At 73.8% G+C, this 23533-nt stretch carries 23 protein-coding genes and 2 pseudogenes; 15 read left to right on the top strand and 10 right to left on the bottom strand.

Annotated features, from left to right (window positions below; all coding sequences use genetic code 11):
- Positions 1 to 4 precede the first annotated feature (4 nt).
- On the bottom strand, positions 5 to 397 hold the full coding sequence (locus tag AFB00_RS22000; RefSeq protein WP_068798765.1) for a DUF5313 family protein: 393 nt from the start codon (positions 395 to 397) through the stop codon (positions 5 to 7).
- A 48-nt stretch (positions 398 to 445) separates the two neighbouring features.
- Between AFB00_RS22000 and AFB00_RS21995 the strand changes: the two genes are divergently transcribed.
- The 3 genes from AFB00_RS21995 to AFB00_RS21985 all read left to right on the top strand — a co-directional run bounded on the left by AFB00_RS21995 (position 446) and on the right by AFB00_RS21985 (position 2455).
- Entirely contained in the window at positions 446 to 910 is a 465-nt protein-coding gene (locus tag AFB00_RS21995; protein ID WP_068798764.1) for a MarR family winged helix-turn-helix transcriptional regulator, read from the top strand.
- A 104-nt stretch (positions 911 to 1014) separates the two neighbouring features.
- On the top strand, positions 1015 to 1875 hold the full coding sequence (locus AFB00_RS35050) for an excalibur calcium-binding domain-containing protein (RefSeq protein ID WP_231974021.1): 861 nt from the start codon (positions 1015 to 1017) through the stop codon (positions 1873 to 1875).
- A 46-nt stretch (positions 1876 to 1921) separates the two neighbouring features.
- The gene (locus AFB00_RS21985; RefSeq protein ID WP_231974474.1) at positions 1922 to 2455 is read left to right on the top strand and encodes an isochorismatase family protein; all 534 of its coding nucleotides are present in this window, start codon (positions 1922 to 1924) and stop codon (positions 2453 to 2455) included.
- Here AFB00_RS21985 and AFB00_RS21980 read toward each other — a convergent pair.
- Positions 2448 to 5984 (bottom strand): indolepyruvate ferredoxin oxidoreductase family protein, encoded by a 3537-nt coding sequence (locus AFB00_RS21980; protein ID WP_068798762.1) that lies wholly within the window; start codon positions 5982 to 5984, stop codon positions 2448 to 2450. The two genes, AFB00_RS21985 and AFB00_RS21980, sit on opposite strands and share 8 nt — an antisense overlap.
- A 201-nt stretch (positions 5985 to 6185) precedes the next feature.
- Between AFB00_RS21980 and AFB00_RS21975 the strand changes: the two genes are divergently transcribed.
- The 3 genes from AFB00_RS21975 (at position 6186) to AFB00_RS21965 (ending at position 8632) form a co-directional block, all read left to right on the top strand.
- A complete protein-coding gene (locus AFB00_RS21975; RefSeq protein ID WP_068798761.1) occupies positions 6186 to 6629 on the top strand; it encodes an Lrp/AsnC family transcriptional regulator in 444 nt (147 codons plus the stop codon).
- Positions 6630 to 6716: 87 nt separating this feature from the next.
- Complete coding sequence (locus AFB00_RS21970; protein ID WP_231974020.1) at positions 6717 to 7910, top strand: glycosyltransferase; 1194 nt, start codon at positions 6717 to 6719, stop codon at positions 7908 to 7910.
- A complete protein-coding gene (locus AFB00_RS21965; protein ID WP_231974019.1) occupies positions 7907 to 8632 on the top strand; it encodes an alpha/beta fold hydrolase in 726 nt (241 codons plus the stop codon). Before AFB00_RS21970 ends, AFB00_RS21965 begins: the two co-directional genes overlap by 4 nt.
- A 9-nt stretch (positions 8633 to 8641) precedes the next feature.
- On the opposite strand, the gene AFB00_RS21960 is transcribed toward AFB00_RS21965, so the two are convergent.
- The 4 genes from AFB00_RS21960 to AFB00_RS21945 all read right to left on the bottom strand — a co-directional run bounded on the left by AFB00_RS21960 (position 8642) and on the right by AFB00_RS21945 (position 10892).
- Positions 8642 to 9139, bottom strand: coding sequence for an Rv2732c family membrane protein (locus AFB00_RS21960; protein ID WP_068798759.1), 498 nt, complete (start codon positions 9137 to 9139; stop codon positions 8642 to 8644).
- Between the two features lie 221 nt (positions 9140 to 9360).
- Positions 9361 to 9756 carry a zf-HC2 domain-containing protein gene (locus AFB00_RS21955; RefSeq protein WP_068798758.1) on the bottom strand — a complete coding sequence of 132 codons (396 nt, stop codon included), beginning with the start codon at positions 9754 to 9756 and terminating at the stop codon, positions 9361 to 9363.
- A 50-nt stretch (positions 9757 to 9806) separates the two neighbouring features.
- The gene (locus AFB00_RS21950) at positions 9807 to 10460 is read right to left on the bottom strand and encodes a GntR family transcriptional regulator (protein ID WP_068798757.1); all 654 of its coding nucleotides are present in this window, start codon (positions 10458 to 10460) and stop codon (positions 9807 to 9809) included.
- On the bottom strand, positions 10461 to 10892 hold the full coding sequence (locus AFB00_RS21945) for a VOC family protein (protein ID WP_068798756.1): 432 nt from the start codon (positions 10890 to 10892) through the stop codon (positions 10461 to 10463).
- A 456-nt stretch (positions 10893 to 11348) separates the two neighbouring features.
- Between AFB00_RS21945 and AFB00_RS21935 the strand changes: the two genes are divergently transcribed.
- The 4 genes from AFB00_RS21935 to AFB00_RS21920 are packed head-to-tail and all read left to right on the top strand — an operon-like array spanning position 11349 to position 13099.
- Positions 11349 to 11837, top strand: coding sequence for a hypothetical protein (locus tag AFB00_RS21935; protein ID WP_068798754.1), 489 nt, complete (start codon positions 11349 to 11351; stop codon positions 11835 to 11837).
- On the top strand, positions 11816 to 12268 hold the full coding sequence (locus AFB00_RS36400; RefSeq protein WP_442965817.1) for an IS5 family transposase: 453 nt from the start codon (positions 11816 to 11818) through the stop codon (positions 12266 to 12268). Before AFB00_RS21935 ends, AFB00_RS36400 begins: the two co-directional genes overlap by 22 nt.
- Positions 12192 to 12713 carry an IS5 family transposase gene (locus AFB00_RS36395; RefSeq protein WP_414706231.1) on the top strand — a complete coding sequence of 174 codons (522 nt, stop codon included), beginning with the start codon at positions 12192 to 12194 and terminating at the stop codon, positions 12711 to 12713. The genes AFB00_RS36400 and AFB00_RS36395 overlap by 77 nt, the downstream gene beginning before the upstream one ends.
- 11 nt (positions 12714 to 12724) lie before the next feature.
- A complete protein-coding gene (locus AFB00_RS21920; RefSeq protein WP_068798753.1) occupies positions 12725 to 13099 on the top strand; it encodes a glycosyltransferase in 375 nt (124 codons plus the stop codon).
- Between the two features lie 47 nt (positions 13100 to 13146).
- Here the strand turns inward: AFB00_RS21920 and AFB00_RS21915 are convergent, their stop codons facing one another.
- Positions 13147 to 13623: a shikimate kinase gene (locus AFB00_RS21915; RefSeq protein ID WP_231974018.1), complete on the bottom strand. Its 477-nt coding sequence runs from the start codon at positions 13621 to 13623 to the stop codon at positions 13147 to 13149.
- A 1201-nt stretch (positions 13624 to 14824) separates the two neighbouring features.
- Here AFB00_RS21915 and AFB00_RS21910 point away from each other — a divergent pair.
- The 3 genes and pseudogenes from AFB00_RS21910 to AFB00_RS21900 all read left to right on the top strand — a co-directional run.
- Positions 14825 to 15088, top strand: coding sequence for a transposase (locus AFB00_RS21910; RefSeq protein WP_197519595.1), 264 nt, complete (start codon positions 14825 to 14827; stop codon positions 15086 to 15088).
- A 194-nt stretch (positions 15089 to 15282) separates the two neighbouring features.
- Positions 15283 to 16547: pseudogene (locus tag AFB00_RS21905) on the top strand (IS256 family transposase).
- A 59-nt stretch (positions 16548 to 16606) separates the two neighbouring features.
- A pseudogene (locus tag AFB00_RS21900) lies at positions 16607 to 17518 on the top strand (IS3 family transposase); the annotation flags it as partial.
- Positions 17519 to 17826: 308 nt separating this feature from the next.
- Here AFB00_RS21900 and AFB00_RS21895 read toward each other — a convergent pair.
- Together AFB00_RS21895 and AFB00_RS21890 are read right to left on the bottom strand one after the other, a co-directional pair.
- The gene (locus tag AFB00_RS21895; RefSeq protein ID WP_068798752.1) at positions 17827 to 18975 is read right to left on the bottom strand and encodes a fatty acid desaturase family protein; all 1149 of its coding nucleotides are present in this window, start codon (positions 18973 to 18975) and stop codon (positions 17827 to 17829) included.
- Between the two features lie 24 nt (positions 18976 to 18999).
- Positions 19000 to 20130, bottom strand: coding sequence for a ferredoxin reductase (locus AFB00_RS21890; protein WP_068798751.1), 1131 nt, complete (start codon positions 20128 to 20130; stop codon positions 19000 to 19002).
- A 187-nt stretch (positions 20131 to 20317) separates the two neighbouring features.
- Here AFB00_RS21890 and AFB00_RS21885 point away from each other — a divergent pair, with 187 nt between their 5' ends.
- Together AFB00_RS21885 and AFB00_RS21880 are read left to right on the top strand one after the other, a co-directional pair.
- Positions 20318 to 21154: a MerR family transcriptional regulator gene (locus tag AFB00_RS21885; RefSeq protein ID WP_068798750.1), complete on the top strand. Its 837-nt coding sequence runs from the start codon at positions 20318 to 20320 to the stop codon at positions 21152 to 21154.
- Positions 21155 to 21329: 175 nt separating this feature from the next.
- Positions 21330 to 21917 (top strand): L,D-transpeptidase, encoded by a 588-nt coding sequence (locus tag AFB00_RS21880; protein WP_068798749.1) that lies wholly within the window; start codon positions 21330 to 21332, stop codon positions 21915 to 21917.
- A gap of 44 nt (positions 21918 to 21961) precedes the next feature.
- Here the strand turns inward: AFB00_RS21880 and AFB00_RS21875 are convergent, their stop codons facing one another.
- A complete protein-coding gene (locus tag AFB00_RS21875) occupies positions 21962 to 23395 on the bottom strand; it encodes a DHA2 family efflux MFS transporter permease subunit (RefSeq protein WP_068798748.1) in 1434 nt (477 codons plus the stop codon).
- Positions 23396 to 23533 lie beyond the last annotated feature (138 nt).

Raw genomic sequence — 23533 nt, 5'->3', positions numbered from 1 at the left:
CCGCTCAGCCGCGCCAGCGGCGTTCGTAGCGCTCCTGCGCCGCGGTCCGGTCGGCCGCGCCCGCCGCCGCCCGGACGGCGGCGGCGTGCCCGACCGGGTACCCGGCCTTGAGCACCCGGTGCTCGGCGGACTCCTGCATGTAGGCGAGCGAGTAGAAGTAGCCGATCAGCGCCCCGGCCAGCACCGACAGCGCCCGGACGTAGGCCGGGCCGGGGATCGCGAGGTAGAGCACCACACCGATCGGCGCCAGCTGCACGGTCGTCCGCAGCAGGTGGCGCAGCTGCCAGGTCGGCACGGTCACGTCGTGCACGACCCACGTCCGGTGCCGGTCGGGCAGCCCGGCGCCGAACGCGTACAGCAACCAGCGCAGCGGGTTCGGCCGGATCGGCACGTCCACGGTTGGTCCCCCAATCCTTGGTGCACCAACAATGTACGATGCCGGACCGTGGACAGCGACACCGACCTCCTCCGGCTGGACCGGCAGGTCTGCTACGCGCTCGCCGTCGCGGCGCGGAACGTGATCGCGCTGTACCGGCCGCTGCTGGAACCGATGGGCCTGACCCACCCGCAGTACCTGGTCCTGCTCGCCCTGTGGGAGCGCTCGCCACGTTCCGGGAGCGATCTGGCCCGGGAGCTGGCCCTCGATCCCGGCACGCTGTCCCCGCTGCTCAAGCGCCTGGAGGCGGCCGGCCTGCTGGAGCGCGGCCGGGCCGCCGGCGACGAGCGCACCCTCGCCGTCACGCTCACCCCCGCCGGGCGGGCGCTGCGGGCGCGGGCGGAGGCGATCCCCGCGGCGATCGTGGAACGGCTGGGGATGCCGCTGGGCGAGCTGGAGGAGCTGCGCACGGTGCTGGACCGGGTGATCACGGCGTCCCGCACCCCGCCACCGCGGTCCGGTCATCAGTTCTGAGGACCGTCGTCGCCCTCGGTTAACGAGCGGTCACGGGTAGCCGACGAAGCGGGCGTCTCCGGCGTCCGCCGGACGCCGCAACCCGCTCCCCCGGAGGAACCACCGTGTCCCAGCTCGGCCTGTTCGGCACCGTCCTCGTCCTCGCCGTCACCGCCGCGGCCACCAGCGCCTGCGGGGAGCGCCCGGCCACCGACGCCGCCGCCCCGGCGGGGGCGGTCGTGGCCGAGCCGGCCGCCGGGACGCTCGCACCCGCGGCCGACGCCGAGACCGTCGTCGTGACCGCGGTGACCGGTGGCGACACCTTCCGGGCCGGCGAGCGCCGGTTCCGGGTGATCGGCATCGACTCCTGCGCCGGTGCCACCCCCGGCGGCCGGGACGCCACCGCGGCCGCCCGGCGCCTGCTGTCCGGGGCGACGGTGACCCTGACCCGCGAGCCCGGCGTCGACCGCGACCACTACGGCAACGAGGTCCGCTACGTCGAGACCGCGGCGGGCGACGTCGGACGCCTGATGGTCCCGGCCGCACACACCGGCGTCCACCGCGGCTCGAGCACCGCGTCGGCGGCCTACCTGGCCGATCTCGCGCTGCTCGACTCGACCGGGCGGAACTGCGGGGACGCGCCCGCCCCGGTCGCACAGGCGCCCGCCACCCGGGAACCGGTCACCCCCCGGACGGCGGCACCGGAGCAGGGCGTCACGCAGTCGGCACCGCAGACCGAGGCCCCCCGGCCGGCACCCAGGCCCGCGCCCCGGCCCGCACCGGCCCCCGCTCCGGCACCGGCCCCCCGGCCCGCACCGGCACCGGCACCGGCACCGGAGGCCGCGCCCGCCCCGTCCGCCGGGGGCGCGACCTACTACAAGAACTGCACCGCCGTGCGCGCGGCCGGAGCGGCCCCGCTGTACCGCGGACAGCCCGGGTACGCCGCGAAGCTCGACCGCGACGGTGACGGCGTCGCCTGCGAGTGACGCGGGCGCCCGGCCCGCCCCGCCGGGTTAGCCTCGGGCCGTGCTGATGAACGCCGACGACGCCGTCCTGCTGCTGGTCGACCTCCAGGAGCGCCTCGTGCCCGCCGTGCACGACGGCGACGAGGTGGTCGCCAGGGCGGTCCGCCTCGCCGAGGCGGCCGCCCTGCTCGGCGTCCCGGTGCTCGCCACCGAGCAGGTGCCGGACAAGCTCGGCCCGACCGTGGCGGCGCTGTCCGGCCACCCGCACCTGGTGACGCCGAAGTCCCGGTTCGCCGCCGACGCGGCGGGGCTGTTCCCACCGGGGCGCAGCGAGATCGTGGTGGCCGGGGTGGAGGCGCACGTCTGCGTGCTGCAGACGGTGCTGGAACTGCTCGACGGCACCGGCACCCGGGGAGCCGGGCGCCGCGTGTACGTCGCCGCGGACGCCGTCGGCTCCCGCTCCCCGGCCGACCGGGACCTGGCGCTGGCCAGGGCCCGGTCGGCCGGGGCCGGGATCGTCTCCTCGGAGATGGTGCTGTTCGAGTGGCTGCGCGACGCCGCCCACCCGCGGTTCCGCGAGGTGCAGAAGCTGCTCAGATAGCGACCGGGCCCGGCACCCGGGTCAGGTCGGCCAGCCGGGCGGCGGCCTCGCCGCGGAAGCGTTCGACGTTCGCCAGCTTGATGTCCTCGTACCCGCGCACCAGCGACGCCGTCTCGGCGACCGCGACGACGCCGTCCGCGGTGTCCGGGGCCAGGTGCTCCAGGGCGGCGCGCACGATCCCCTGGTACTCCCCCACCAGCGCCCGCTCGGTCCGCCGGACCCCGGCGAGGCCGAACACGTCCAGCGGCGTGCCGCGCAGCCGTCGGGCGGCCCGCAGCGCCCGGAACGCCGGGCCCGCCGTGCGGGCCCCGAGCGCGATCTTGCGGCGCATCCCCAGCGCCCGCAGGACCGGCGGGTGCAGCAGGACCGAGACCCGGGCGTCCGGCCCGTACTCGCGCTCCCGCCGGGCGGTCTCGACCGGGTCCAGGTGCAGCCGGGCGACCTCGTACTCGTCCTTGTAGGCCATCAGCGTGTGCAGGCCGCGGGCGTAGGCGGCGCCGATCCGCTCACCGGCCCCGGCACCGGCACCGGCGGTCGCGATCGTGACGACCCGGCGGACCTCCTCGGCGTAGCGGCGCGCGTAGCCGGCGTCCTGGTACCCGGTGAGGTCGGCGATCCGGGTGGCGAGCAGCTGCTCGAGCCCGGTCTCACCGGCGCCGCCGGCACCGGCGACCGAGCGGGCCAGCGCCGCCGACCCGCCGTCCACAGCGACGACGGCCGGTTCCGGCGCCACGACCGCCGCGTGCACCGCGGCCGGGTCCAGCGCGGCGGCCCGGCCCCAGCGGAACGCGGTCAGCGTCCGCTCGACCGCCGCCCCGTTCCACCGGATCGCCTCCTCGATCGACGCGGCCGACACCGGCAGCACGCCGTGCTGGTAGGCCGCGCCGAGCAGCAGCACGTTGGTCGGCAGGTGGTCGCCGAACAGTGCCTCGGCCAGCGTCTGCGCATCCACGGTCAGCAGGTCGCGGGTGACGGCGGCGACCCGGTCCACGGCGTCCTCGACCGACCCGGGCAGCACCACCCGCCCGGTCACCATGGCCGCGGTCGGCATCAGCGAGGTGTTGACGACGGCGACCGTGTGCCCCGGCCGGGCGACGGCGAGGTTGGCCTCCCCGGCCGCGCCGACCAGGTCCATCCCGATGATCACGTCGGCGGTGCCGCGGGACGCCCGCAGGATCCCCACGGCGGGCTGCTTCGAGATCCGGACGTCGGAGACGACCGGCCCACCCTTCTGCGCGAGCCCGACCTGCTCCAGCCCGGCGGCGAACAGGCCGTCGAGGTGCGCGGCCGCCTGCAGGATCGCCGACGCGGTGACGACCCCGGTCCCGCCGATCCCGGGCATCCGGATCAGCGTCGCGTCGCCGTCGGTCCGCGGCTCCGGCTCGGTCAGCGCCACCGGCAGCGACGGGATCTCCCGGCGCACCGGGGTGCCCGGGGTGACCATGAGGAACGACGGGCAGTCCCCCTTGAGGCACGAGAGGTCGGAGTTGCACGACGGCTGGTGGATCCGGGTCTTGCGGCCGAACTCCGTCTCCACCGGCAGCACGGACAGGCAGGTGCTCTTCTCCCCGCAGTCCCCGCAGCCCTCGCAGACCCGCTCGTTGACCACGACCTTCTCGGCCACGGCCGGCAGCTTTCCGCGCTTGCGCAGGCGGCGTTCCTCGGCGGCGCAGCGGTCGTCGTGGATCAGCACGGTGACGCCGTCGACCTCGGCCAGCTCGCGCTCCACCGACGGCAGGTCGTCACGGTGCCGGAGACTCGCGATCGGGTCCAGCGCGATCCCGCGGTAGCGCGCCGGCTCGTCGGTGGTCACCACGATCCGGCGCACGCCCTCCAGCGCGAGCGAGCGGGTGATGTCCGGGACCGCCATCCGGCCCTCCGCCCGCTGCCCGCCGGTCATGGCGACGGCGTCGTTGTAGAGCAGCTTGTAGGTCATCGTCACGCCCGCCGCGACGGCCGCGCGGACCGCCAGCGACCCGGAGTGGTGGAACGTGCCGTCACCGAGGTTCTGCACCAGCGTGCGGTCGTCGGTGAACGGCGCGAGGCCGATCCACTGCGCGCCCTCGCCGCCCATCTGGGTCAGGCCGACCTGCCGTCCGCGCTGCTCGCCGTCGAGGGCGATCATCGCGTGGCAGCCGATGCCCACCCCGACCAGCGTGTCGTCCGACGTCCGGGTCGAGGTGTTGTGCGGGCACCCCGAGCAGAAGTACGGCGTCCGGTTCCCCAGCAGGTCCAGCCCGATCCGCGACGGCTTCGCCGGGGCGAGCCGGTCGAGGTGCTCCGCGGCCCGGGCGGGCAGCGTCGCACCGCCCGCGGTGAGCCGGGCCGCGATCGCCCGGGCGACGTCCTCCGCCCCGAGCTGGCCGCGCGCACTCAGCAGCGGCCGGCCGCGGTCGTCGCGGCGGCCGGTGACCAGCGGGCGGTGCTCGCGGCCGTAGAGCGCGTCACGCAGGTGCCCCTCCAGGAACGGGACCTTGTCCTCCACGACGAGGACCTCGGCCACGCCGTCGACCAGACCGGCGAGCGCGTCGCCGTCGATCGGGAACGGCATCGCGAGCCGGACCAGCCGCACCCCGAGCGCGTCCAGCTCGGCCTCGCCGAGCCCGAGGTCGTCGAGCGCCCGCAGCACCGTGGCGTAGCCGGTGCCCGACGCCAGGACCGCGATCCGGGCGTGCCGGGCGTCGAAGGTGACCCGGTTGAGGCCGGTCTCGCGGGCGTACTGCCGGGCGAGGTCCAGGCGGCGGGTGAGCTGGTCGTGCTCGGCCTCGACGGCGGCCGGGCCGACGAGCGCCCCCGCGGGCGCCCGGTCGGTCGCCGGGGGCCGCGGGATGCCGAGCAGCTCCGGGTCCAACGCACCGAGGTCCACGGTGGCCGAGGCGTCCGCGACGTCGGCGATGATCTTGAGTCCGGTCCAGAGGCCGGTGGCCCGGGACAGCGCGACCGCGTGCAGCCCGAACTCGACGACCTCGGCCACCGAGCCGGGCGCGAGCAGCGGCAGGCACAGGCTCTGCGCGATCGGCTCGCACGAGCTGGGCACGGTGGAGGACTTGCAGGACGGGTCGTCGCCGATGATCGCGACGGCGCCGCCGAGCCGCGCGGTACCGGCCAGGTTGCCGTGCCGGATGGCGTCCGCCGCCCGGTCCAGTCCCGGGTTCTTCCCGTACCACCAGCCGACGACGCCGTCGTGCCGGCGGCCGGGGACGGCGTCGAGCATCTGGGTCCCGGCGACCGCGGTGGCGGCGAGTTCCTCGTTGAGCCCGGGCCGGAAGACGATCCCGGCCTCGTCGAGGTGGGTGCGGGCCCGGCCGAGCTCGGTGTCCAGCCCGCCGAGCGGTGAGCCCTGGTAGCCGGAGACGAACGACGCGGTGTCCAGGTCACGGCCGGCGTCGAGCCGGGCCTGGGTCAGAGCGAGCCGGACGAGTGCCTGCACGCCGGTGAGGGGGGCACGCCCGGTGCGGGCGGCGTAGCGGTCCACCGGCGCCGGCTCGGGGCGGCGCTCGGGGTGCGGCGCGATCGTCGGACCGGTCATGGTCGCGGCTCCTCGGTGAGACGGTCGGCTCGGTGGTGGTGACGCGGCCGGTGGCCGCGGCGTCCGGCGCGGTACCCCCAGGACACGTGACCACCGCCACGCACGCAATATCAATGGCAGTACTCTCGACGAGAACGCAAAGAACCGACCCGATAAGACGACATGACGTCGATACGTTGCACGAGATCGACCGGAGGCGACGTGGCCGAACCCGAGATCGACGACATCGACCACGCCCTGCTGCGCCTGCTGCACGCCGACGGGCGCCGCACGTTCGCCGACATGGCCGAGCGGGTCGGGCTCTCCACCGCGGCGACGAAACGCCGGGTGGACCGGCTGCGCGAATCGGGCGTGATCATCGGTTTCACCGTCCAGGTGGACCACCGCAAGCTCGGCTGGGCGGTGGAGGCGTTCAGCGAGGTCCGGTACGCGGGCACCTCGACGGTGACCGACATCGTCGAGACGGCGTCGCGGCTGCCCGAGGTGCAGGCGGTCTACACGATCGCCGGGGACCTCGACGCGCTCGTCCAGATGCGGGTGCGCGATCTCGAACACCTGCAGGACGTGGTGGACCGCCTGCGCCGCACCGGGACCGTCACGGGTACCCGCACCCTGATGGTGCTGGGACGTTGGACACGCTCCTGATCACTTGCACGCCGCAACCACGCCGGTGATCGTGGAGGGATGCGCGTCGTCTGCAGTGTGACCGGTTCCCCATCGCACGGACGGGCGGTGCTGCCGTTCGCGCGGGCGCTCGGCGTCGCGGGCCACGACGTCGTCGTCGCCTGCCCGCCCGACGTCGCCGCCGTGTTCGACGGTGCGCCGGTCCGGGTCGAGCCGGTGCTGCCCTCGATGACGACGGCCGTCGAGCACGTCCGGCCGGTGCTCGCGACGCTGGGCGACCCGTCGTCGATGACGTCGGCCGAGCTGACCACGGCCCTGCTGCCGACCCTGTTCGGGGGGCCGCAGGTCACCGGCTCCGCGCGGGCCCTGCTGGAGCTGTGCGACCGCGACGGCAAACCCGACCTGGTGCTGCGCGACGGCGGCGAGACGGCCGGGCTCCTGGTCGCCGAGCACCTCGGTGTGCCGTGCGTGGCGGCCCCGTCGGGGGCGGCGAACGTGCTGACCCCGGACCTGCTCGGCGACGTGCTGACCGCGCGGCGCGAGGAGCTGGGGTTCGCCGTGCCGGACGTGCCCGGCGAGCTGCACCCCTGGGGGCGGCTGGACTGCATGCCGGCGGAGTTCTCGCTGGCCGGGCCGGGGGTCGCGGCGGCACGCGGCTACCGGCAGGACGACCAGGTGGCCCGCGGGGAGCGACTCCCGGCGTGGATCGCGGAGCTACCCGCCGGGCGGCCGCTGGTGCTGGCGGCGCTCGGGACCGCGATGCCGATGATGGCCGAGCGGGCGGCCGCCGGTGACGCCCCCCGCGCGGCCCCGGTGGACCCGCACCGCGCGCTGCGGACCGTCGCCGAGGCCGTGTCCGGGCTGGACGCCGAGGTCGTGCTGGCCACCGGCGGGGTCGAGCTCGGCGACCTGTCGCTCCCCGGCCACGTGCACGCCACGCCGTGGGTGCCGCAGCCGCTGCTGCTGCAGTGCGCCGACCTGTTCCTCACCCACGGTGGCTACAACGGGGTCCGGGAGGCGGTCCGGCACGGCGTCCCGCTGGCGGTGCGCCCGCTGTTCGGCGACCAGGAGCACAACGCGGCCCGGGTCGCCGAGCTCGGGATCGGGGTGCATTGCCCGGCCGACGCCGAGCCCGCCGCCGTCACCGACGCCTGCGCCGGCCTGCTCGGACCCGACGGCGCGGCGGTGCGGGCCCGGGTGCGCGGCGCCCAGCGGGCGATGCTGGCGCTGCCCGCGGTCGACGCCGCCGTCGCCGACCTCGAGGAGCTCGCGTCCGGCCGGCGCACCACGCTCGCCCCATGACCGCCGGCACCGTGCCCGTCGTCGCGCTGCCGGGGACGCTGTGCTCCCCGGCCGTGTTCGACGCGCTCGCCGGCGCCCTCGGCCCGGCCTTCGCGCTGCGCACGGTGGACTGGCTGGGCGGCACCGGCCCCTGGACCGTCGAGGCCGTCGCGGAACGCACCGGCGCCGGGATCGCCGCGTCCGGCCGGGCCCCCGTCCTGCTCCTGGGCCACTCCACCGGCGGGGCGATCGCGCTGGCACTGGCGCTGCGGCGCCCGGAGCTCGTCGCGGGCCTCATGGCGGTCGGGACGGGCGCCGACATGCGCGGGCACGGTGACGTCGACGCGATCATCACGCGGGTCCGTACCGGGTGGGGCCCGGAGCTGCGCGACGCCGTGCTCGACCGCTCGTTCGCGACACCGCCGGCACCGGCGTTCGCGGCCGTCCTGCGGGACTACGCCGCCGGCGTCGCGCCGGAGGCGGTGGCCGAGGTGCTCGCGAGCCAGCGTGACCTGGACCTGGGCCCACGGCTGTCCGAGCTGACGATGCCGGTCACCGTCGTGCACGGGCGTCACGACCCGACCCGCCCGGTGCGGCGGGCCCGCGAGCTGTCCGCCGCGGTGGGCGACGGGGACCTCGTCGTGCTCGACGCCGGGCACACGCCCGTGCACGAGACGCCGCGGGCGGTGGCCGAGGCGGTGCGGGACCTCGCGGTACGGGCCGGTCTGCGCCGCCCGTCGTAGCCCCGGGGCTCAGCTCGGTGGCGCGCCCGGGACGTGCGTGTCCGCGGTGACGACGATCCGGGCCCAGGTCGCGAACAGCACGCAGACCGCGAGGACCGTCACGACGAGCCCGGGCCCGATCTCCGCGCCGGGGGTCGACGTCTGCTGCGCCCAGACCGCCCACAGCCCGGTCACCGCCCCGATCGCGCTGCAGGTGGCCGCGGTCCAGGCGAGCGGCCAGAACCGGGTCAGCAGCGCCAGCACCGAGACGACCAGCCCGGTGAGCGCGACGACGGTGAACAGCCGCGGCAACGGACCGAGCACCACGTGCCCGGTCAGGATCTGCCAGCCCGCGGTGCTGCCGGACCACGGCATGAGCAGCGACGCCGTGACCGCGGCGACCGCCGCGCCCGCGACGACGGCGGCCGGACCGGGATCGATCCACCGCTCCACCCGCCAGGCGATCCGGGTCAGCTCGTGCTCGAGTTCACGGGTGGCGGCGGAGTCGGGCCGGGGACGTTCGCTCATGCGGTCCTCTCCTGCTCCGCGCGGTGGGCGCCTCCGGGGCGCAGGCGACGCCCTGCACCGGGTCCCTGCCGGATCCTGCCGCCCGGTTCGACGGCCGCTGCCGAGCGTACGGGCCCGTGCGGCGCGCGTCACTGCCCGTTCCCGGAACCCGGCCATCGCCCGGCGGTTGCGGCACCGGCGCTCCGGGTCGTCCGGGATTCGATCGACGGAGCGGCACGCACTCAGGCGGCGCGGGTGCCGCAGCGGCAGGGTGCGCCCTCCTGGCAGCCGCACCCGCAACTGGCGAGGCAGCCGCACGCGCTGCCCGCCGGGGCGGGCCCGGCGTCGGCGGCGTCGCAGCAGCCGCCGGACACACAGGTCAGCACGGGCTGCTCGACCGGCGCCGGAGCCGGGGCCGGTTCGGTGACGCCGAGGGCGGCCAGCACGGTCCCCGCGACGTCCGGCATCTGCTCGGCGGGTCCGACGCGGGCCAGCCGGGTGACCCGGTCGGCGTCGGCGGCGTACCGGGAGCAGTCCGGGCACCCGGCGGCGTGCGCACCGGCCGCGGCGCGCTCCGCCGGGGCGGCCTCGCCGTCGAGGGCAGCGGACAGTACCTCGCGGCACTCCTGACAGTCCATACGCCCACTGTCGTACACCGACGCCGTCCGGTTCCACCCGGCACCCGGTCTCACTCCGGCCGGGTGGTGCGGCGCTCCCTCGGACCCACGTCGTGGATGTGCTCGGCGAGCGCCGCGCGCAACGGTTCCGGGTCGCGTGCGGCGAGCAGGTCGAGGAGCCGTTCGTGCTCGTCGGCCAGGGCGACCATGTGCGCGGTGTCGGTCGGGACCCCTTGGCGGGCCAGCCGGACGAACGGGCCGAGCTGGTCGAGGAGCAACGTCAGCGTCGGCATCCGGGCGAGCGCGGCGAGCGCGCGGTGGAACTCCTCGTCCAGCGCGAGGAAGGCCTCGACGTCGCCGGTCGCGGCGGTCCGCCGCTGCCGCAGGACGGCGACCCGCAACGGGTCGATCTCGTCGTCGGTGTGCACCGCGCACGCCTCGGCCGCCGCCGTGCCCTCCAGCGACACCCGCAGCAGCGCGATCTCGCGGCGGTACCCGTCGCTGCGGTGGCCGGAGAGATCGACGACCCGCATCTGACGACGGCTGCCGCTGGTGAGCAGGCCCTCGCTCTGCAGGCGGCGCAGTGCCTCCCGGACCGGGGTCCGGGAGGCACCGAAGCTCTCGGCGAGCTCGGCCTCGTCGAGCACCGAACCCTGCGCGCGGCGACCGGCGACGATCTCGTCGCGCAGGGCGTCGTGGATCGTGTCGGCCTTGGTGACGGGCATCTACCGGGCGAAGATCTGCGACTCGTCGGCGAACGCCTTGAACTCCAGGTTGTTGCCGGCCGGGTCGGTCAGGAACATCGTCCACTGCTCACCGGGCTCCCCGGCGAACCGCTGGTACGGCTCGATCACGAACGTCGTCGCGGCGGCCCGCAGCCGCTCGGCGAGCTCGTGGAAGGCGGGCACCGCGAGCACCAGCCCGAAGTGCGGGACCGGAACGTCGTGCCCGTCGACGGGGTTGTGCGCGGGCGGCGTCGACCGCGGCGCGACGTGCGTGACGACCTGGTGACCGTGGAAGTCCCAGTCCACCCACATCTCCGACGAGCGCCCCTCAGCCAGCCCGAGGACCTCCCCGTAGAAGCGGCGGGCGGCGACCAGGTCGTCGACCGGGATCGCGAGGTGGAAGCAGGGACGGGTGGGCGCTGCGGTGCTCATGCTGACCTTCCGGGAACGACGACCGGCCGCGTTCGGCGACCTGAACCCAGCATACAAAACCACGTTATGTATACAAATAGACTGTCACCGGCGCCACAGTCACGACGCCCGCCGGCGTCCGGGCCCGGACGACCGTGGTCCGGACTCGGCCCATGACGTCGAGCCGGCAGCCGTCGATCGCGTTGGTCGCCGCCCCGCTCGTCGGCCACGTCGGGCCGCTGCTCCCGCTGGCACGGGCCGCGGTGGCGGCGGGGCACCGGGTGTGCCTGCTCACCGGAGGCGACGCCCTGGGGATCGACGTCCCCGGGGTCCGGATCGTCGGGGTGGCCGGCGTGCCGCGGGTGACGACCGGGCTCTCCGGTCGCACTGCGCCATCCACGGCTGTCGCTGCGGGAGGCCTCCGGCCGGGCCGGGATCCCGCTGGCCGGCCACATCGTCGGAGCGCTCGGCGCCGAGATGCTCGACCGGGTCCTGGCCGAGCTCCGCGGCTTCGGCCCGGACGTGGTCGTCCACGATCCGTTCGCCCCGGCCGGGCTCGTCGCGGCCCGGCACCTCGGCGTGCGCACCGTGCTGCACCAGATCAGCCTGTGGGACCCGTGGGAGGTGCACGGTGCGGCGCTGGCGGCGCTCGCCCGGCACCGGCGCGTCCCCGGTGACGGCCGGCCCGACGCGACCCTCTCCATCACCCCGGCCGGGCTCGCCGACGTCGACCGGGACTCGCGGATCCGGGCCGTCCCGGCCTCCGGCGAGGGCTCCCTGCCCGGCTGGCTCGACCGCCCGCCACGGCGTCCGCGGATCCTGGTGAGCCGCAGCACGACCAACAGCGGGCCGGGCCACGACGTCGTGCGCCGGGTCGTCGCCGCGGCGCCGGGCCTAGGGCGTGTCTCCCAGATAGGCGGAGCGGGGTGCGCGATGCTTGATCGGTGCCGCGTACCGCTGTCCTGACTGATGTCCAGTGGGCCCGTCTGGCGCCGCTGTTGCCCTCTTCCGAGGGTCGTCGCGGGCGCCCGTTCCGCGATGACCGCCGGGTGCTCGAGGGGATCATCTACCGGTATCGGTGCGGGCTTCCCTGGCGCGACGTCCCAGCCGAGTTCGGGCCGTGGCAGACGTTGTGGAAGCGGCACCGCCGCTACAGCGGCGACGGCACCTGGGACCACATCCTGGCTGCTCTTCTGATCGAGGCCGACGCCGCCGAGGTGCTCGGGTGGGCGGTCAGCGTGGACTCCACGATCATCCGTGCCCACCAGCACGCCGCGACCCTCAAGCGCGACACAGGGGGCCGGATCGAACTACACGAATCTGCTCGCCGAACCAGCAGATCACGCGCTGGGACGGTCCCGCGGAGGGCTGTCGACGAAGATCCACCAGCTCGTTGACGGGCACGGCCGCCCGCTGGTGGTCCTCCTCGGCCCCGGCCAGGGCGGCGACTCGCCAATGTTTCCGCACCTGATGGCGCACCTGAGCATCGCCCGACCGGGCCCGGGACGACCCCGGACCCGGCCTGAACGCGTGCGCGCGGACAAGGCCTACTCCTCACGCGCGATCCGCCGGCACCTGCGCGAGCGCCGGATCATCGCTGTCATTCCGGAGCCCTCTGACCAGCAGGGACACCGCAAACGACGCGGCTCACGCGGCGGCCGACCGCCCGCATTCGATCCGGTCGACTACCGAAACCGCAACGTCGTCGAGCGCGGGTTCTGCCACGTCAAGCAGTGGCGCGGGCTGGCCACCCGTTACGACAAGCTCGCCCTGACCTTCCGCGGCGGCGCCGTCCTGAAGGCAATCGTCACCTGGCTCCGCGCATTGGGAGACACACCCTAGACGTCGACATCGTGCTGCTCCGCGCCGGACGGGTACGCCGGCTGCCCCCGAACGTGCACGCCCTGGACCGGGTGCCGCTGGACCGGGCGCTGCGGCACGCGACCGCGTTCGTGCACCACGGCGGTTCCGGCGGTCTGCTGCAGGCGCTCGCCGCCGGGGTTCCGCAGCTGGTCACCCCGGGCATCGCCGACCGCCGGCACAACGCGACGGTGCTCGCACGGACCGGTGCGGGCATCGGCGCGGAGACCCGGCACGTCACCGCCGCCGTGCTCGGCCGCCTGGTCCACGACCCCGCGCTACGGAGCGCCGCCGAGGAGTGGCGGCACCGCATCGACGCCCTGCCCGCACCGTCGACGGCGCTCCCGCTGCTCGTACACGAGGGGTGACCTGCTCCTCCGCTCGATCCTCCGGCCCGGGACCGGCCCGTCGGGGCCTACTGCCCGGCGAGGGCGAGCACCCGGACGACGACGTCGTGCACGGGCCGGCGGGTGTCGATCTCGACGGTGGCACCGGCCCGCAGCACCGGCTCGACGTCCCGCAGGTCCGCGGCGATGCGGGCGCGATCCGGCTCCGTGCGCCCGAAGGGGTTGGTCGTCCGGGCGCGCACGCGGTACCGAACGGTCTCGAGTGGAGCGCTGAGCAGCACGACCTCGTTGAAGCGCGGGGAGAACCGGCGCTGGTCGACGACGCAGCCGGAGAGGAACAGCGGACCGCGCCGGGCCTGGTCGAGCAGGGCCCGGATCCGGTCCTCGCGCCAGATCGGCTCCGGGTCGCCGTGGCCGTCGAGCGCGGCGTGCTCGATGTAGCCGCCGTGGTCGGTGTCGACGGCGTCGAGTCCTCGCCGGGCGAGCGCGTCGATCACGGTGGACTTGCCGGTACCCGACATCCCGGTCAGCAGGATCGCCGTCACGACGTGAGCATAGGGCGAGCCGGGACCGGGATCCCTGATCGAGCCGCCACCCACCGGTGGTGCGTCAGCGCGGGACGCGCGCCGCGGCACCCCGTGTGCCGCCCACTTCCTGTCCGCCGGAGCGCCGTGGCGCGAGGAACCGGATCGGGGCGTGCAGGGCTCACCTCGTGCCGGAAGCCGGCACGTGCTCGATCGGGCCGACTCCCTCGACTCGTGTCGCGTACGCCCCCGCGAGTGGATCCCGGCCACTCGGCACTCGGCCGCAGACCCCTACCGCGGAGACCGCGCCGAGGTGCACATCAGCGGGCCGTTTGGCCGGGCGAACCCCGCTGATGTGCATCTCGGCGCGGGCGGCGGCTCCACCATCGTCACGGATGCGCGCCGATCCGCACGGCTTCGCGCGACCAGCGTGTCCGGCAGGCCGTGGCGAGCCGGCGTGACCGACGCGCAGCGGTGTGCGACGGCCCGAATGTCCGACCTACACGGCAGGCCGCATCCGGCACCAGACGCAGCGCCTCTGCTCCTCCAACCCCGCCGATGTCCCGGGTCCCCACCTCGGCCTACCGCCACCTCGCAGCCCGTACCGCGACCTCGCAGCTGCGGTGCGGTCTGCGAGGTCGTGGGGTGCGCTGTGAGGTCGGGTATCGATGGCGGTGCCCGCGGCGGAACTTGGCGACGCCGGTCTGGGCACCGGAACCGGGCGGGGCCGGTGTGGTGTCGGCTGTCGGCCCCCAGCGCGACGAGTCGTCGGTGGTTCCGGCAGCAATGGGTCGAGACCGTGAGCGTCAGTGTCACCGGTGACACCGGTGACACCGGTGTCGGCGCCGGTGTCGTCTCGGCTGTCGGCTGGCAGCGCGATGCTCCGTCAGTGGTTCCGGCAGCAAAGGGTCGAGACCGTGAGCGTCGATGTTGCTTGTGCCAGCGTAGGCGCCGGTGTCCGCGCCAGTGTTGGCGTTGGTCTCGGCGCCGGTGTCGGCGGTGGTGTCCGCGCCGGTGTCGGTGTCGGTGTCACGCTTGCCGGTGTCGCCGCCGCTGAAGGCCGGGCGCCATGCTCGACAGCACACAGCCCCGAGTCGATGTTCGTCAGCATCCCGGGTGAACCGTCCCGGCTTCTCTGCCGCTCCGTTGTGAGCAGGCTGAGAGGATGGGTGTCGTGCCCAAGAAGATCGACCCAGCGGTTCGGAGCCAGGCTGTGCGTCTGGTGACCGAGCATCGTTCGGCGTACTCGACCGAGCGTGCCGTGCATGTCCAGGTCGCTGAGTCACTCGGGGTGTCGCGTGAGTCCGTGCGTCGCTGGGTGTCCCAGCACGACGTCGACACCGGCGTCGTAGCGGGCGTGACCAGCGATGACCGCGAGGAGCTGCGGCGGTTGCGGGCGGAGAACAAGCGCCTGCGCGAGGTCAACGAGGTCCTCAAGTCGGCGACGATTTTCTTCGTGGGGGAGCTCGACCCCCGAAACCGCTGATCGTCGCGTTCGTCGATCAGATGCGGGCTGCTGGTCATGCCGTCGAGTCGATCCTTGCTGCCCTCAACACCCTGGGGAGTGGCGTCCACCAAGGTGGTGTGCGACCGGCCCGGTGACGAGCTGGTCGAGCTGTAGGGCGGCCACCGCGTGATCTTCTGAACGCCTCTCACAGCCCACAGAAGATGGATCACGCGATGACCGCACCCTCCAGTATCGACCCCACCGAGTTCCTGCACGAGCAGCTGTCCCAGGCGAGCCCGGATCTGCTGCGCCACATGTTGACCACGTTCATCAACACCCTGATGTCCGCCGACGCCGACTCGGTGTGCGGCGCGGCCTGGGGCGAGCGTTCCGAGGCTCGCACGAACACCCGCAACGGCTACCGCCACCGCGACTTCGACACCCGCGCCGGCACGATCGACGTGGCGATCCCCAAGCTGCGCAACGGCTCCTACTTCCCCGACTGGTTGCTGGAGCGTCGTCGCCGGGCGGAGCGGGCCCTGACCACGGTGGTCGCGACCTGCTACCTGCTCGGGGTCTCGACGCGGCGGATGGAGAAACTCGTCGACTCCCTGGGCATCACGAGGTTGTCGAAGTCGCAGGTCTCAGAGATGGCCCGGGACCTCGACGGCCAAGTCGAGCAGTTCCGGACGCGTCCGCTCGACCAGGGCCCCTACACCTTCGTCGCCGCCGACGCGCTCGTGCTCAAAGTCCGCGAGGGCGGCCGGGTCGTGGCAGTCCACGCCCTGCTCGCCACCGGGGTCAACGGCGACGGACACCGGGAGATCCTCGGCCTGCAGGTCAGCTCCGCCGAGGACGGCGCCGGCTGGCTGGGGTTCTTCCGCGACCTCACCGCCCGCGGTCTGACCGGCGTCGCGCTGGTCACCAGCGACGCCCACGCCGGCTTGGTGTCCGCGATCGGGGCGACCCTGCCCGGCGCCGCCTGGCAGAGGTGCAGGACGCACTACGCGGCGAACCTGATGGCTGCGACCCCGAAGCAGTCCTGACCGTGGGTGCGGGCGTTGCTGCACTCGGTCTATGACCAGCCCGACGCCGCAGCAGCATATCGGTGCAAGCCCAGTTCGACCGGGTCCTCGACGCCTTGGCCGACAAGCTCCCGAAGGTCGCCGAGCACCTCGACGCCGCCCGAGCCGACGTCCTGGCCTTCACCGGCTTCCCGAAAGAACTGTGGCGCCAGATCTGGTCGAACAACCCCTCCGAGCGCCTGAACCGTGAGATCCGGCGCCGCACCGACGTCGTCGGGATCTTCCCCGACCGCGACTCCCTGATCCGCCTCGTCGGCGCGGTCCTGGCCGAGCAACACGACGAATGGGCCGAAGGACGCCGCTACCTCGGCCTCGACGTCCTCGCCCGCTCCCGCGTCACCACGATCCCCGACACCGCCACCAGCGCTGAGGAGGCGACCTCGACCACCACCATCCCGGCGCCCAGCGCCTGACCGAACAAGAAGATCACGCGGTCGTCGTCACACACCACGCCAGCGGACTTGACCCCCTGGGGCTCACGATCGCGGCACGAACCTTGCGGGCCTGGTGCGCTCGGACCGGCACCAGGAACGGCGCCGCCGGCCGGGTCGCGGCCCGGACCGTCACCGACGCCCTGGTCGAAGACGCCGTCCGTGCGGCGGCGTTCACCACCAACCGCGCCGGCGAACCGGTGCTGGCCCCAGAGGGACTTTATGGGCGTCGCAAGATGCTGGCCCTGATCCGTCGAACGGTGCTGCCCGAGGCTGGGTTCGGAGCGGTCGACCGGGCGATGCGCTCGGTGGGGCTGGCCGGAGTGGTCCGCGGGAAACGGCCGCGCACGACCATCCCGGACTCGACCGCCCAGCGGGCCGCTGATCTGCTCGACCGCAACTTCACCGCCTCAGCACCCGGCAGCAAGTGGGTCACCGACTTCACCTACGTGCGCACGTATCAGTCGTTCACCTACGTGGCGTTCATCGTGGACTGCTTCTCGCAGAAGATCGTGGGCTGGCACGCCGCGCTCACTCGTGACGTCGAGCTGGTGGACGTGCCGTTACGGATGGCGCTGTGGCGACGTGCCCACGAGGGCAAAGCCGTGGCCCGGGACCAGCTGATCTGCCATTCCGATGCCGGGTCGCAATATACGAGTCTGCGGTTCACCGAGCACCTGCACCTCGAGGGCATACAGCCCTCGGTCGGCAGCGTCGGCGACGCCTACGACAACGCCCTGATGGAGACCATCAACGGCCTCTACAAGGCCGAATGCATCCGCACCCGAGTCTTCCACGACGGCCCCTACCGCACGATCGCCGACGTCGAGTACGCCACCGCCAGCTGGGTCGAGTGGTACAACAACCGCCGACTGCACTCAAGTCTGGGCATGATCAGCCCCACCGAGTTCGAGGCAGCCCACTACGCTGACACAGAACCATCGGCCAGATGATCACTGGCCACCAAACCACCGGCAGTAAAGCCGGGACGGTTCACCATCACCACACCCCCGACAAGGGGCAGGATCCAGAAGACGGATCGCCTTGACCCCACAACCGTAAACCCTCAAGAAACTCTCGGGCCGACCGGGGGGTCGTAGTGGCCAGCGGGCCTGTTGACCGGGCTCTGAGGCCCGTTCTGTCCGGCTCACTCGCTGACAGGAAGAAAGTTACAGCACCGCGAGAGGCCCGTGAACAGGGGGGTCCCTCTGTGACGTTTCCGCTGGTCGCAGCGGGTTTCGCGACGCGGGCGGTGCTCCGGTCAGGCTGCCGCGACGACGTCCGCCCGGCTCGGCAGTCCTCGGCGCTCGCGACGGTGCTCGCGCTCGCGGATCCCGCGGGCCGGCAGCGCGAGCCGCCAGATCGACCGGGTCGCCTGCCAGAACTGCCGGGGGAACGGGCCCGTCGTGTAGGGCAGGGCGTAGGCGTCGCACACCGCTCGCACCCGGACCGCGATCTCGGGGTACCGCTTCGACGGCAGGTCCGGGAAGAGGTGGTGCTCGATCTGGTAGCCGAGGCTGCCCGACATCACGTGCATGAGGCGGTTGCCGCCGAAGTTCGCCGACCCGAGCAGCTGGCGCAGGTACCACTCGCCACGGGTCTCGCCGTCCAGCTCGTCCTCGGTGAAGACCTCGGCCCCGTCCGGGAAGTGCCCGCAGAAGATGATCGCGTAGGACCAGACGTTGCGGACGACGTTGGCCGTCGCGTTGGCCGTCAGCGTCGGCAGGAACCCCGGGCCGGACAGCAGGGGGAAGAGCAGGTAGTCCTTGCGCATCTGGCGGGCGTGCTTGCGGCCGACGTCGCGCAGCTTGCGCCGGAACTCCGCCGGATCCGACACCTGCAGCTTGAGCAGTCCCTCGACGTCGAGGTCGTGCAGCGAGACACCGTGCTCGAACAGCAGCATCAGCGCCACGTTCCAGATCGGCTGCCCGAGATAGACCGGGTGCCACGGCTGGTCGGCGCGGACCCGGAGGATCTCGTAGCCGACGTCGCGGTCCTTCCCGATGACGTTGGTGTAGGTGTGGTGGATGTAGTTGTGCGAGTGCCGCCACTGCTCGGCCGGGCACACGTTGTCCCACTCCCACGTCGACGAGTGGATCTCCGGGTCGTTCATCCAGTCCCACTGGCCGTGCATGACGTTGTGGCCGATCTCCATGTTCTCCAGGATCTTGGCCACGGCCAGCGCAGCGGTCCCGGCGCACCACAGGGCCGGCACCCGGCTGCCGAGCAGGGTGACGCGGGCAGCCACGTTCAACCGTCGCTGCCAGGTGATCAGGCTGCGGATGTAGTCGGCGTCGGCCTGCCCGCGGTCCCCCTCGACGTCGGCACGGATCGCGTCGAACTCGCGCCCGATCGCCTCGACGTCGGCGGCGGTGAGATGGGCGAACTCCTTGACGTCGGCGATGGCCACGGGAGGTCCTCCTTGGGTGTCCGGTCAGATCTCGAGCACGCAGTCACCGGCTGCCGCGGTGACGCAGGTCTGCACCTTCTCGGCCGGGGTGTCCGGGTCGGCCCGGCGCTCCGAGCCGTCCCGCAGGTCGCGCACCGTCCCCGACCGCAGGTGGACGACGCAGGTGTGGCAGATACCCATCCGGCAGCCGTAGGGCAGGTCGATCTCCGCCGACTCCCCCGCCTCGAGCAGCGTCGTGGCGCCGTCGACGTCGACGGTCGTGCCGTCGTCACCGGTCCCGGTCGCGGCCGACTCCCGGCGGCGGAACGTCACCGTGCCGCCCTCGGCCTCTCCGCCACGCAGGGCCGCGGAGAACCGCTCGACGTGCAACCGGTCGGCGCACCCGGCGTCGGCCCACAGGTCCTCGGCCTCGTCGAGCATCGCCGACGGACCGCACGCCCAGGTGCTGCGCGACCGCCAGTCCGGGCAGTACCCGGCCAGCCCCTCCGGTGTCAGCCGCCCGTGCTCGCCGGTGAGGTGCAGCTGCACCCGCAGCCCGGGATGGCGCTCGGCGAGCCGGCCCAGCTCCTCGGCGAACAGCACGTCACCGTCGCGCGGCGCGGAGTGCACGAGCACGGCGTCCCCGACGGCGCCGCGCCGGTCCAGGGTCCGCAGCATCGCCATGATCGGGGTGATGCCACTGCCCGCGGTGAGGAACAGCAGCTGCGACGGCGGTGGGTCCGGCAGCACGAACTCGCCCTTCGGCAGGGCCAGCCGCACGATCGTCCCGGGTTCGACGCCGTCCACCAGGTGCTTGGACAGGAACCCCTCGGGCATCGCCTTGACCGTCACCGTGATGTGCCGGCGGTCGCGCCGGGGCGCGGACGTGAGCGAGTAGGAGCGCCAGTGGAAGCGCCCGTCGACCTGTACGCCGATGCCGACGTACTGCCCCGGCTCGTGGTCGAACCGCCACCCCAGCCCGGGCCGGATCACCAGGGTCGCGGCGTCCGGCGTCTCCGGGACGACCTCGACGACCCGGCCGCGCAGCTCCCGCACCGACCACAGCGGGTCGAGCAGGACCAGGTAGTCGTCCGGCAGCAGCGGGGTCGTGAACCGGGCCGCGGCCCGGCGGGCGCGCCGCAGACCACGGGGCAGCGCGATGCCGGTGTCACCCATGCCCGGTCGACCTCCTCGTCGTGCCGTCGTGTGTCCCGACCATCGGACCCGATCGAGATCGATATGGCAAGCTGAAGTTCGCCTGGCTCTGTGAGCTGCTCCGATACCGGGATCGAGGATCCGCATCGGATGTTACACAGAGTTGGCGGGAGAACGTGTCACATGTGGTGGCACTAAGCTCGGCCGCGTGCCGGACTTCCCCATCGAGGAGCTGGCCCACCGGGCCGGGATGACCGTGCGCAACGTGCGCACCTACATCTCCCGCGGGCTGCTCCCCGCCGGCCGGATGGCCGGCCGCGCCGCCCGCTACACCGACGAGCACCTCGCGCGCCTCGATCTGGTCAACGGCCTGCGGCGGCGCGGGTTCAGCCTCGCGGCGATCGAGGTCCTCGTGCACCAGGAGCCCGACCGCGCGGCCGAGGACGCGCTGCGGCTCTACCGCGGGATGCTGGCGCCCTGGGAGCCCGAGGAGCCGGTCGAGATCGACGACGACGACCTCCCCCGGTGGATGGGGCTCGATCCCGGCGGCCCCGGCGCGGCGGAGGTTCACGAGCGCACGGACGAGATGCGGGCGGCGGGGCTCGTCGAACCCGCCGGGCCGGGGCGGCTGCGCATCCTGCGCCCGGACCTGGTCCGCGCCGGTGGTGACGCGGTGCGGCTCGGGATCGGCGTCGACGCGGTGCTGGCGTTGCGCGCCGAGCTCGATGTCCACACCGGGCGGATCGCCGAGCTGTTCGTCGCCCTGTTCGCCGAGCAGGTGTGGGCCGAGCACGTCCGGGCCGGGCTGCCGGCCTCCGGGGCGACCCGGATCCAGGACGTCGTCGGGTCGTTGCAGCCGGTCGCGACGACCGCGTTGCTGAGCTCCTTCCGCTCACGGATGCAGACGACGATGGACGCGTTCGTCGAGCGGATCTCCGGCGAGATCAGCGAACCGCCCGACGCCCGCGCCGCGGCGCGGCGCGGATGGCGCCACGACCGGGCCACCGGCTCCACCGGACGGGACCCCGGCCCGGACGGGGACTGACCGGCCGGTCGGTGGCCCGGCCGGTGCGCGGACGGTGACCCGGCCGTACCGACCGCTCCCCGTCCGCCACCCGATCGGGGCTCAACCCCGTCACGTCCGGGGCGTCCACCGTCACGGAGACCGAGCCCCGGCGTTATTACCGGCGGGGGACCCGAACCACGAAGGAGCCGCGCCCGTGCCGAGCAGGACGACCCGCCGCGAGCGCACGACCGCCGCTCTGGCGGGACTGGTCGTCGTCGCCGGGATCGCGACGGCCGGGGTCGCCCTCGCCGACGGCGAGGCCGAGACCACCGACGTCGCCCGCCAGACGCACGCGGAGCAGCAGGTCGAGGGCACACCCTGCTCGATCTCGGCGCAGGCCTGTGTCGATCTGGAGACCCAGCGCGCCTGGTTGATCGAGAACGGCGCGGTCGTCCACGGCCCGGTGCCGATCGCCTCCGGCGGCGCCGGCCAGGAGACGCCGATCGGGCACTCGTTCCGCGTCTACCGCAAGGACGCCGAGCACACCAGCGGCGAGTTCACGACGCCCGAGGGGCAGCCGTCGCCGATGCCGTTCTCGGTGTTCTTCGCCGACGGCGGGGTCGCCTTCCACGGCGGTGACCGGGACCGGGCGTCCGCCGGCTGCGTCAAGCTCGATCTCGATCAGGCGCAGCGGTTCTTCTCCGGCCTGGAGGTCGGCGACAAGGTCCAGGTCCTCGACGCGAGCACCGAGCGGGACGAGCGGGACGAGCGGGACGAGCGGGCCAGGCTCACCACCCGCTGACGAACCCCGCCACCTCAGTCCCGCCGGAACGGGACCGAGCCCGCTCAGTGCGCCGGGACCGTACGCCGGACCGCGCCGGACCGGCCCCGCACCAGCAGCGACAGCAGCACCGCGAGGACGCCGATCCCGCCGGCCACCGCGAACGCGGCGTGCAGGCCCGCCGCGTCCGGTGACGCACCGGCCGTACCGGAGCCCAGTGCGGCCACCGTCACGAACAGCGCGGTGCCCATCGCGCCGGCGACCTGCTGCAGCGTGGACAGGATGGCGCTGCCGTGCGAGTAGAGGTCGTCCGGCAGCGATCCCAGTGCCTCGGTCATCAGCGGCGTCATCATCAGCGACAGCCCGGCCATCAGCACCAGGTGGAACCCGATGACCACCGCCAGCGGCGTGCCGGGACCCATGGTCGAGAACAGGCCGAGCCCGGACGCCATCAGCACCGCGCCCGGGATCACCAGCGGCCGGGCCCCGAACCGGTCGAACAACGCGCCGACCGGGCGGCCGAGCAGTCCGAGCAGCAACCCGCCCGGCAGCACGGCGAGACCGGAGACCACGGTGCTCGTCCCCAGCACGGTCTGCAGGTAGAGCGGCAGCAGGACGGCCGCGACACCGATCAGCGAGAGCAGGACCAGGGCCGTCAGCACCAGCGCGACCACGAACGGGCGCCGGGTGAAGGGACGCAGGTCGAGCAACGCCCGGTGCTCACGCTGCAGCCGCAGCTGCCGGGTCACGAACAGGGCGAGCGCGACGACACCGACGACGACCGGCACCCACGGCGGCAGTCCCTCGCCGCTGCCCTTGCCGATCGCGGACAGGCCGTAGACGAGACCGCCGAAGCCGACCGCCGACAGCAGGACCGACGCGACGTCCAGCGGGACCGGGCGGCCGCCGCCGTCCAGCCGCAGCCAGCGCGCGCCGACCGCGAACGCGGCCACCGACAGGGGCAGGACCAGCCAGAACATCCAGCGCCAGCCGAGCCCGGACAGCACGGCGCCGCCGATCGTCGGCCCGATGGCCGGCGCGACGGCGATGACGATGGTGATCGTGCCCATCGTCGCCCCGCGGCGCTCCTCCGGGACCAGGCGCAGGATCGTCGTCATCAGCAGCGGGAGCATCAGCGCTGTGCCGACGGCCTGGACGATCCGTCCGGCGAGCAGCACCTCGAACCCGGGCGCGAAGCCGGAGACCAGGGTGCCGACGGAGAACGTCCCCAGCGACGCCAGGAACACCTGGCGCGGGGTGAAGCGGTCGAGCAGGTACCCCGTCGTCGGGATGACGACCGCCATCGTCAGCAGGAAACCGCTGGTCAGCCACTGCACGGTCGTCGTCGGGACGGCGAGGTCGACGCTCAGGTCGCGCAGCGCCACGCTCAGGATCGTCTCGTTGAGGATCATCACGAAGGCGGCGCCGACCAGCACGCCGATCAGCAGGCCGGTCCGGGTCGCCGGCACCGGGCCGGTACGGGACGGGGTGGTGGTCACGCGGGGTCTCCTGGCCGGTGGTGGGTGGTCGAGGAGTCGGAGGGGCCGGACGCGTGGTGCGTGTCCCGCCCTGTCACTCACTGCTTTGTTGTCACTCACTGACACTATCGACGACGGCCCGGGGCGTCGACGAGACGC

Source organism: Pseudonocardia sp. HH130630-07 (assembly GCF_001698125.1).
In the GTDB taxonomy this organism is placed as follows: Bacteria; Actinomycetota; Actinomycetes; order Mycobacteriales; family Pseudonocardiaceae; genus Pseudonocardia.
Note: the sequence above shows the minus strand (reverse complement) of the source record. Positions and strands in the feature narration are given on the sequence as shown.

Excerpts from the sequence above, each read along its gene's own strand:
- AFB00_RS21985 (WP_231974474.1), top strand. The coding sequence starts at position 1,922 with ATGAACGCCGACGACGCCGTCCTGCTGCTGGTCGACCTCCAGGAGCGC.
- AFB00_RS21980 (WP_068798762.1), bottom strand. The coding sequence starts at position 5,984 with ATGACCGGTCCGACGATCGCGCCGCACCCCGAGCGCCGCCCCGAGCCG.
- AFB00_RS21965 (WP_231974019.1), top strand. The coding sequence starts at position 7,907 with ATGACCGCCGGCACCGTGCCCGTCGTCGCGCTGCCGGGGACGCTGTGC.
- AFB00_RS21960 (WP_068798759.1), bottom strand. The coding sequence starts at position 9,139 with ATGAGCGAACGTCCCCGGCCCGACTCCGCCGCCACCCGTGAACTCGAG.
- AFB00_RS21955 (WP_068798758.1), bottom strand. The coding sequence starts at position 9,756 with ATGGACTGTCAGGAGTGCCGCGAGGTACTGTCCGCTGCCCTCGACGGC.
- AFB00_RS21950 (WP_068798757.1), bottom strand. The coding sequence starts at position 10,460 with ATGCCCGTCACCAAGGCCGACACGATCCACGACGCCCTGCGCGACGAG.
- AFB00_RS21945 (WP_068798756.1), bottom strand. The coding sequence starts at position 10,892 with ATGAGCACCGCAGCGCCCACCCGTCCCTGCTTCCACCTCGCGATCCCG.
- AFB00_RS21935 (WP_068798754.1), top strand. The coding sequence starts at position 11,349 with ATGCTCGACCGGGTCCTGGCCGAGCTCCGCGGCTTCGGCCCGGACGTG.
- AFB00_RS21890 (WP_068798751.1), bottom strand. The coding sequence starts at position 20,130 with ATGGGTGACACCGGCATCGCGCTGCCCCGTGGTCTGCGGCGCGCCCGC.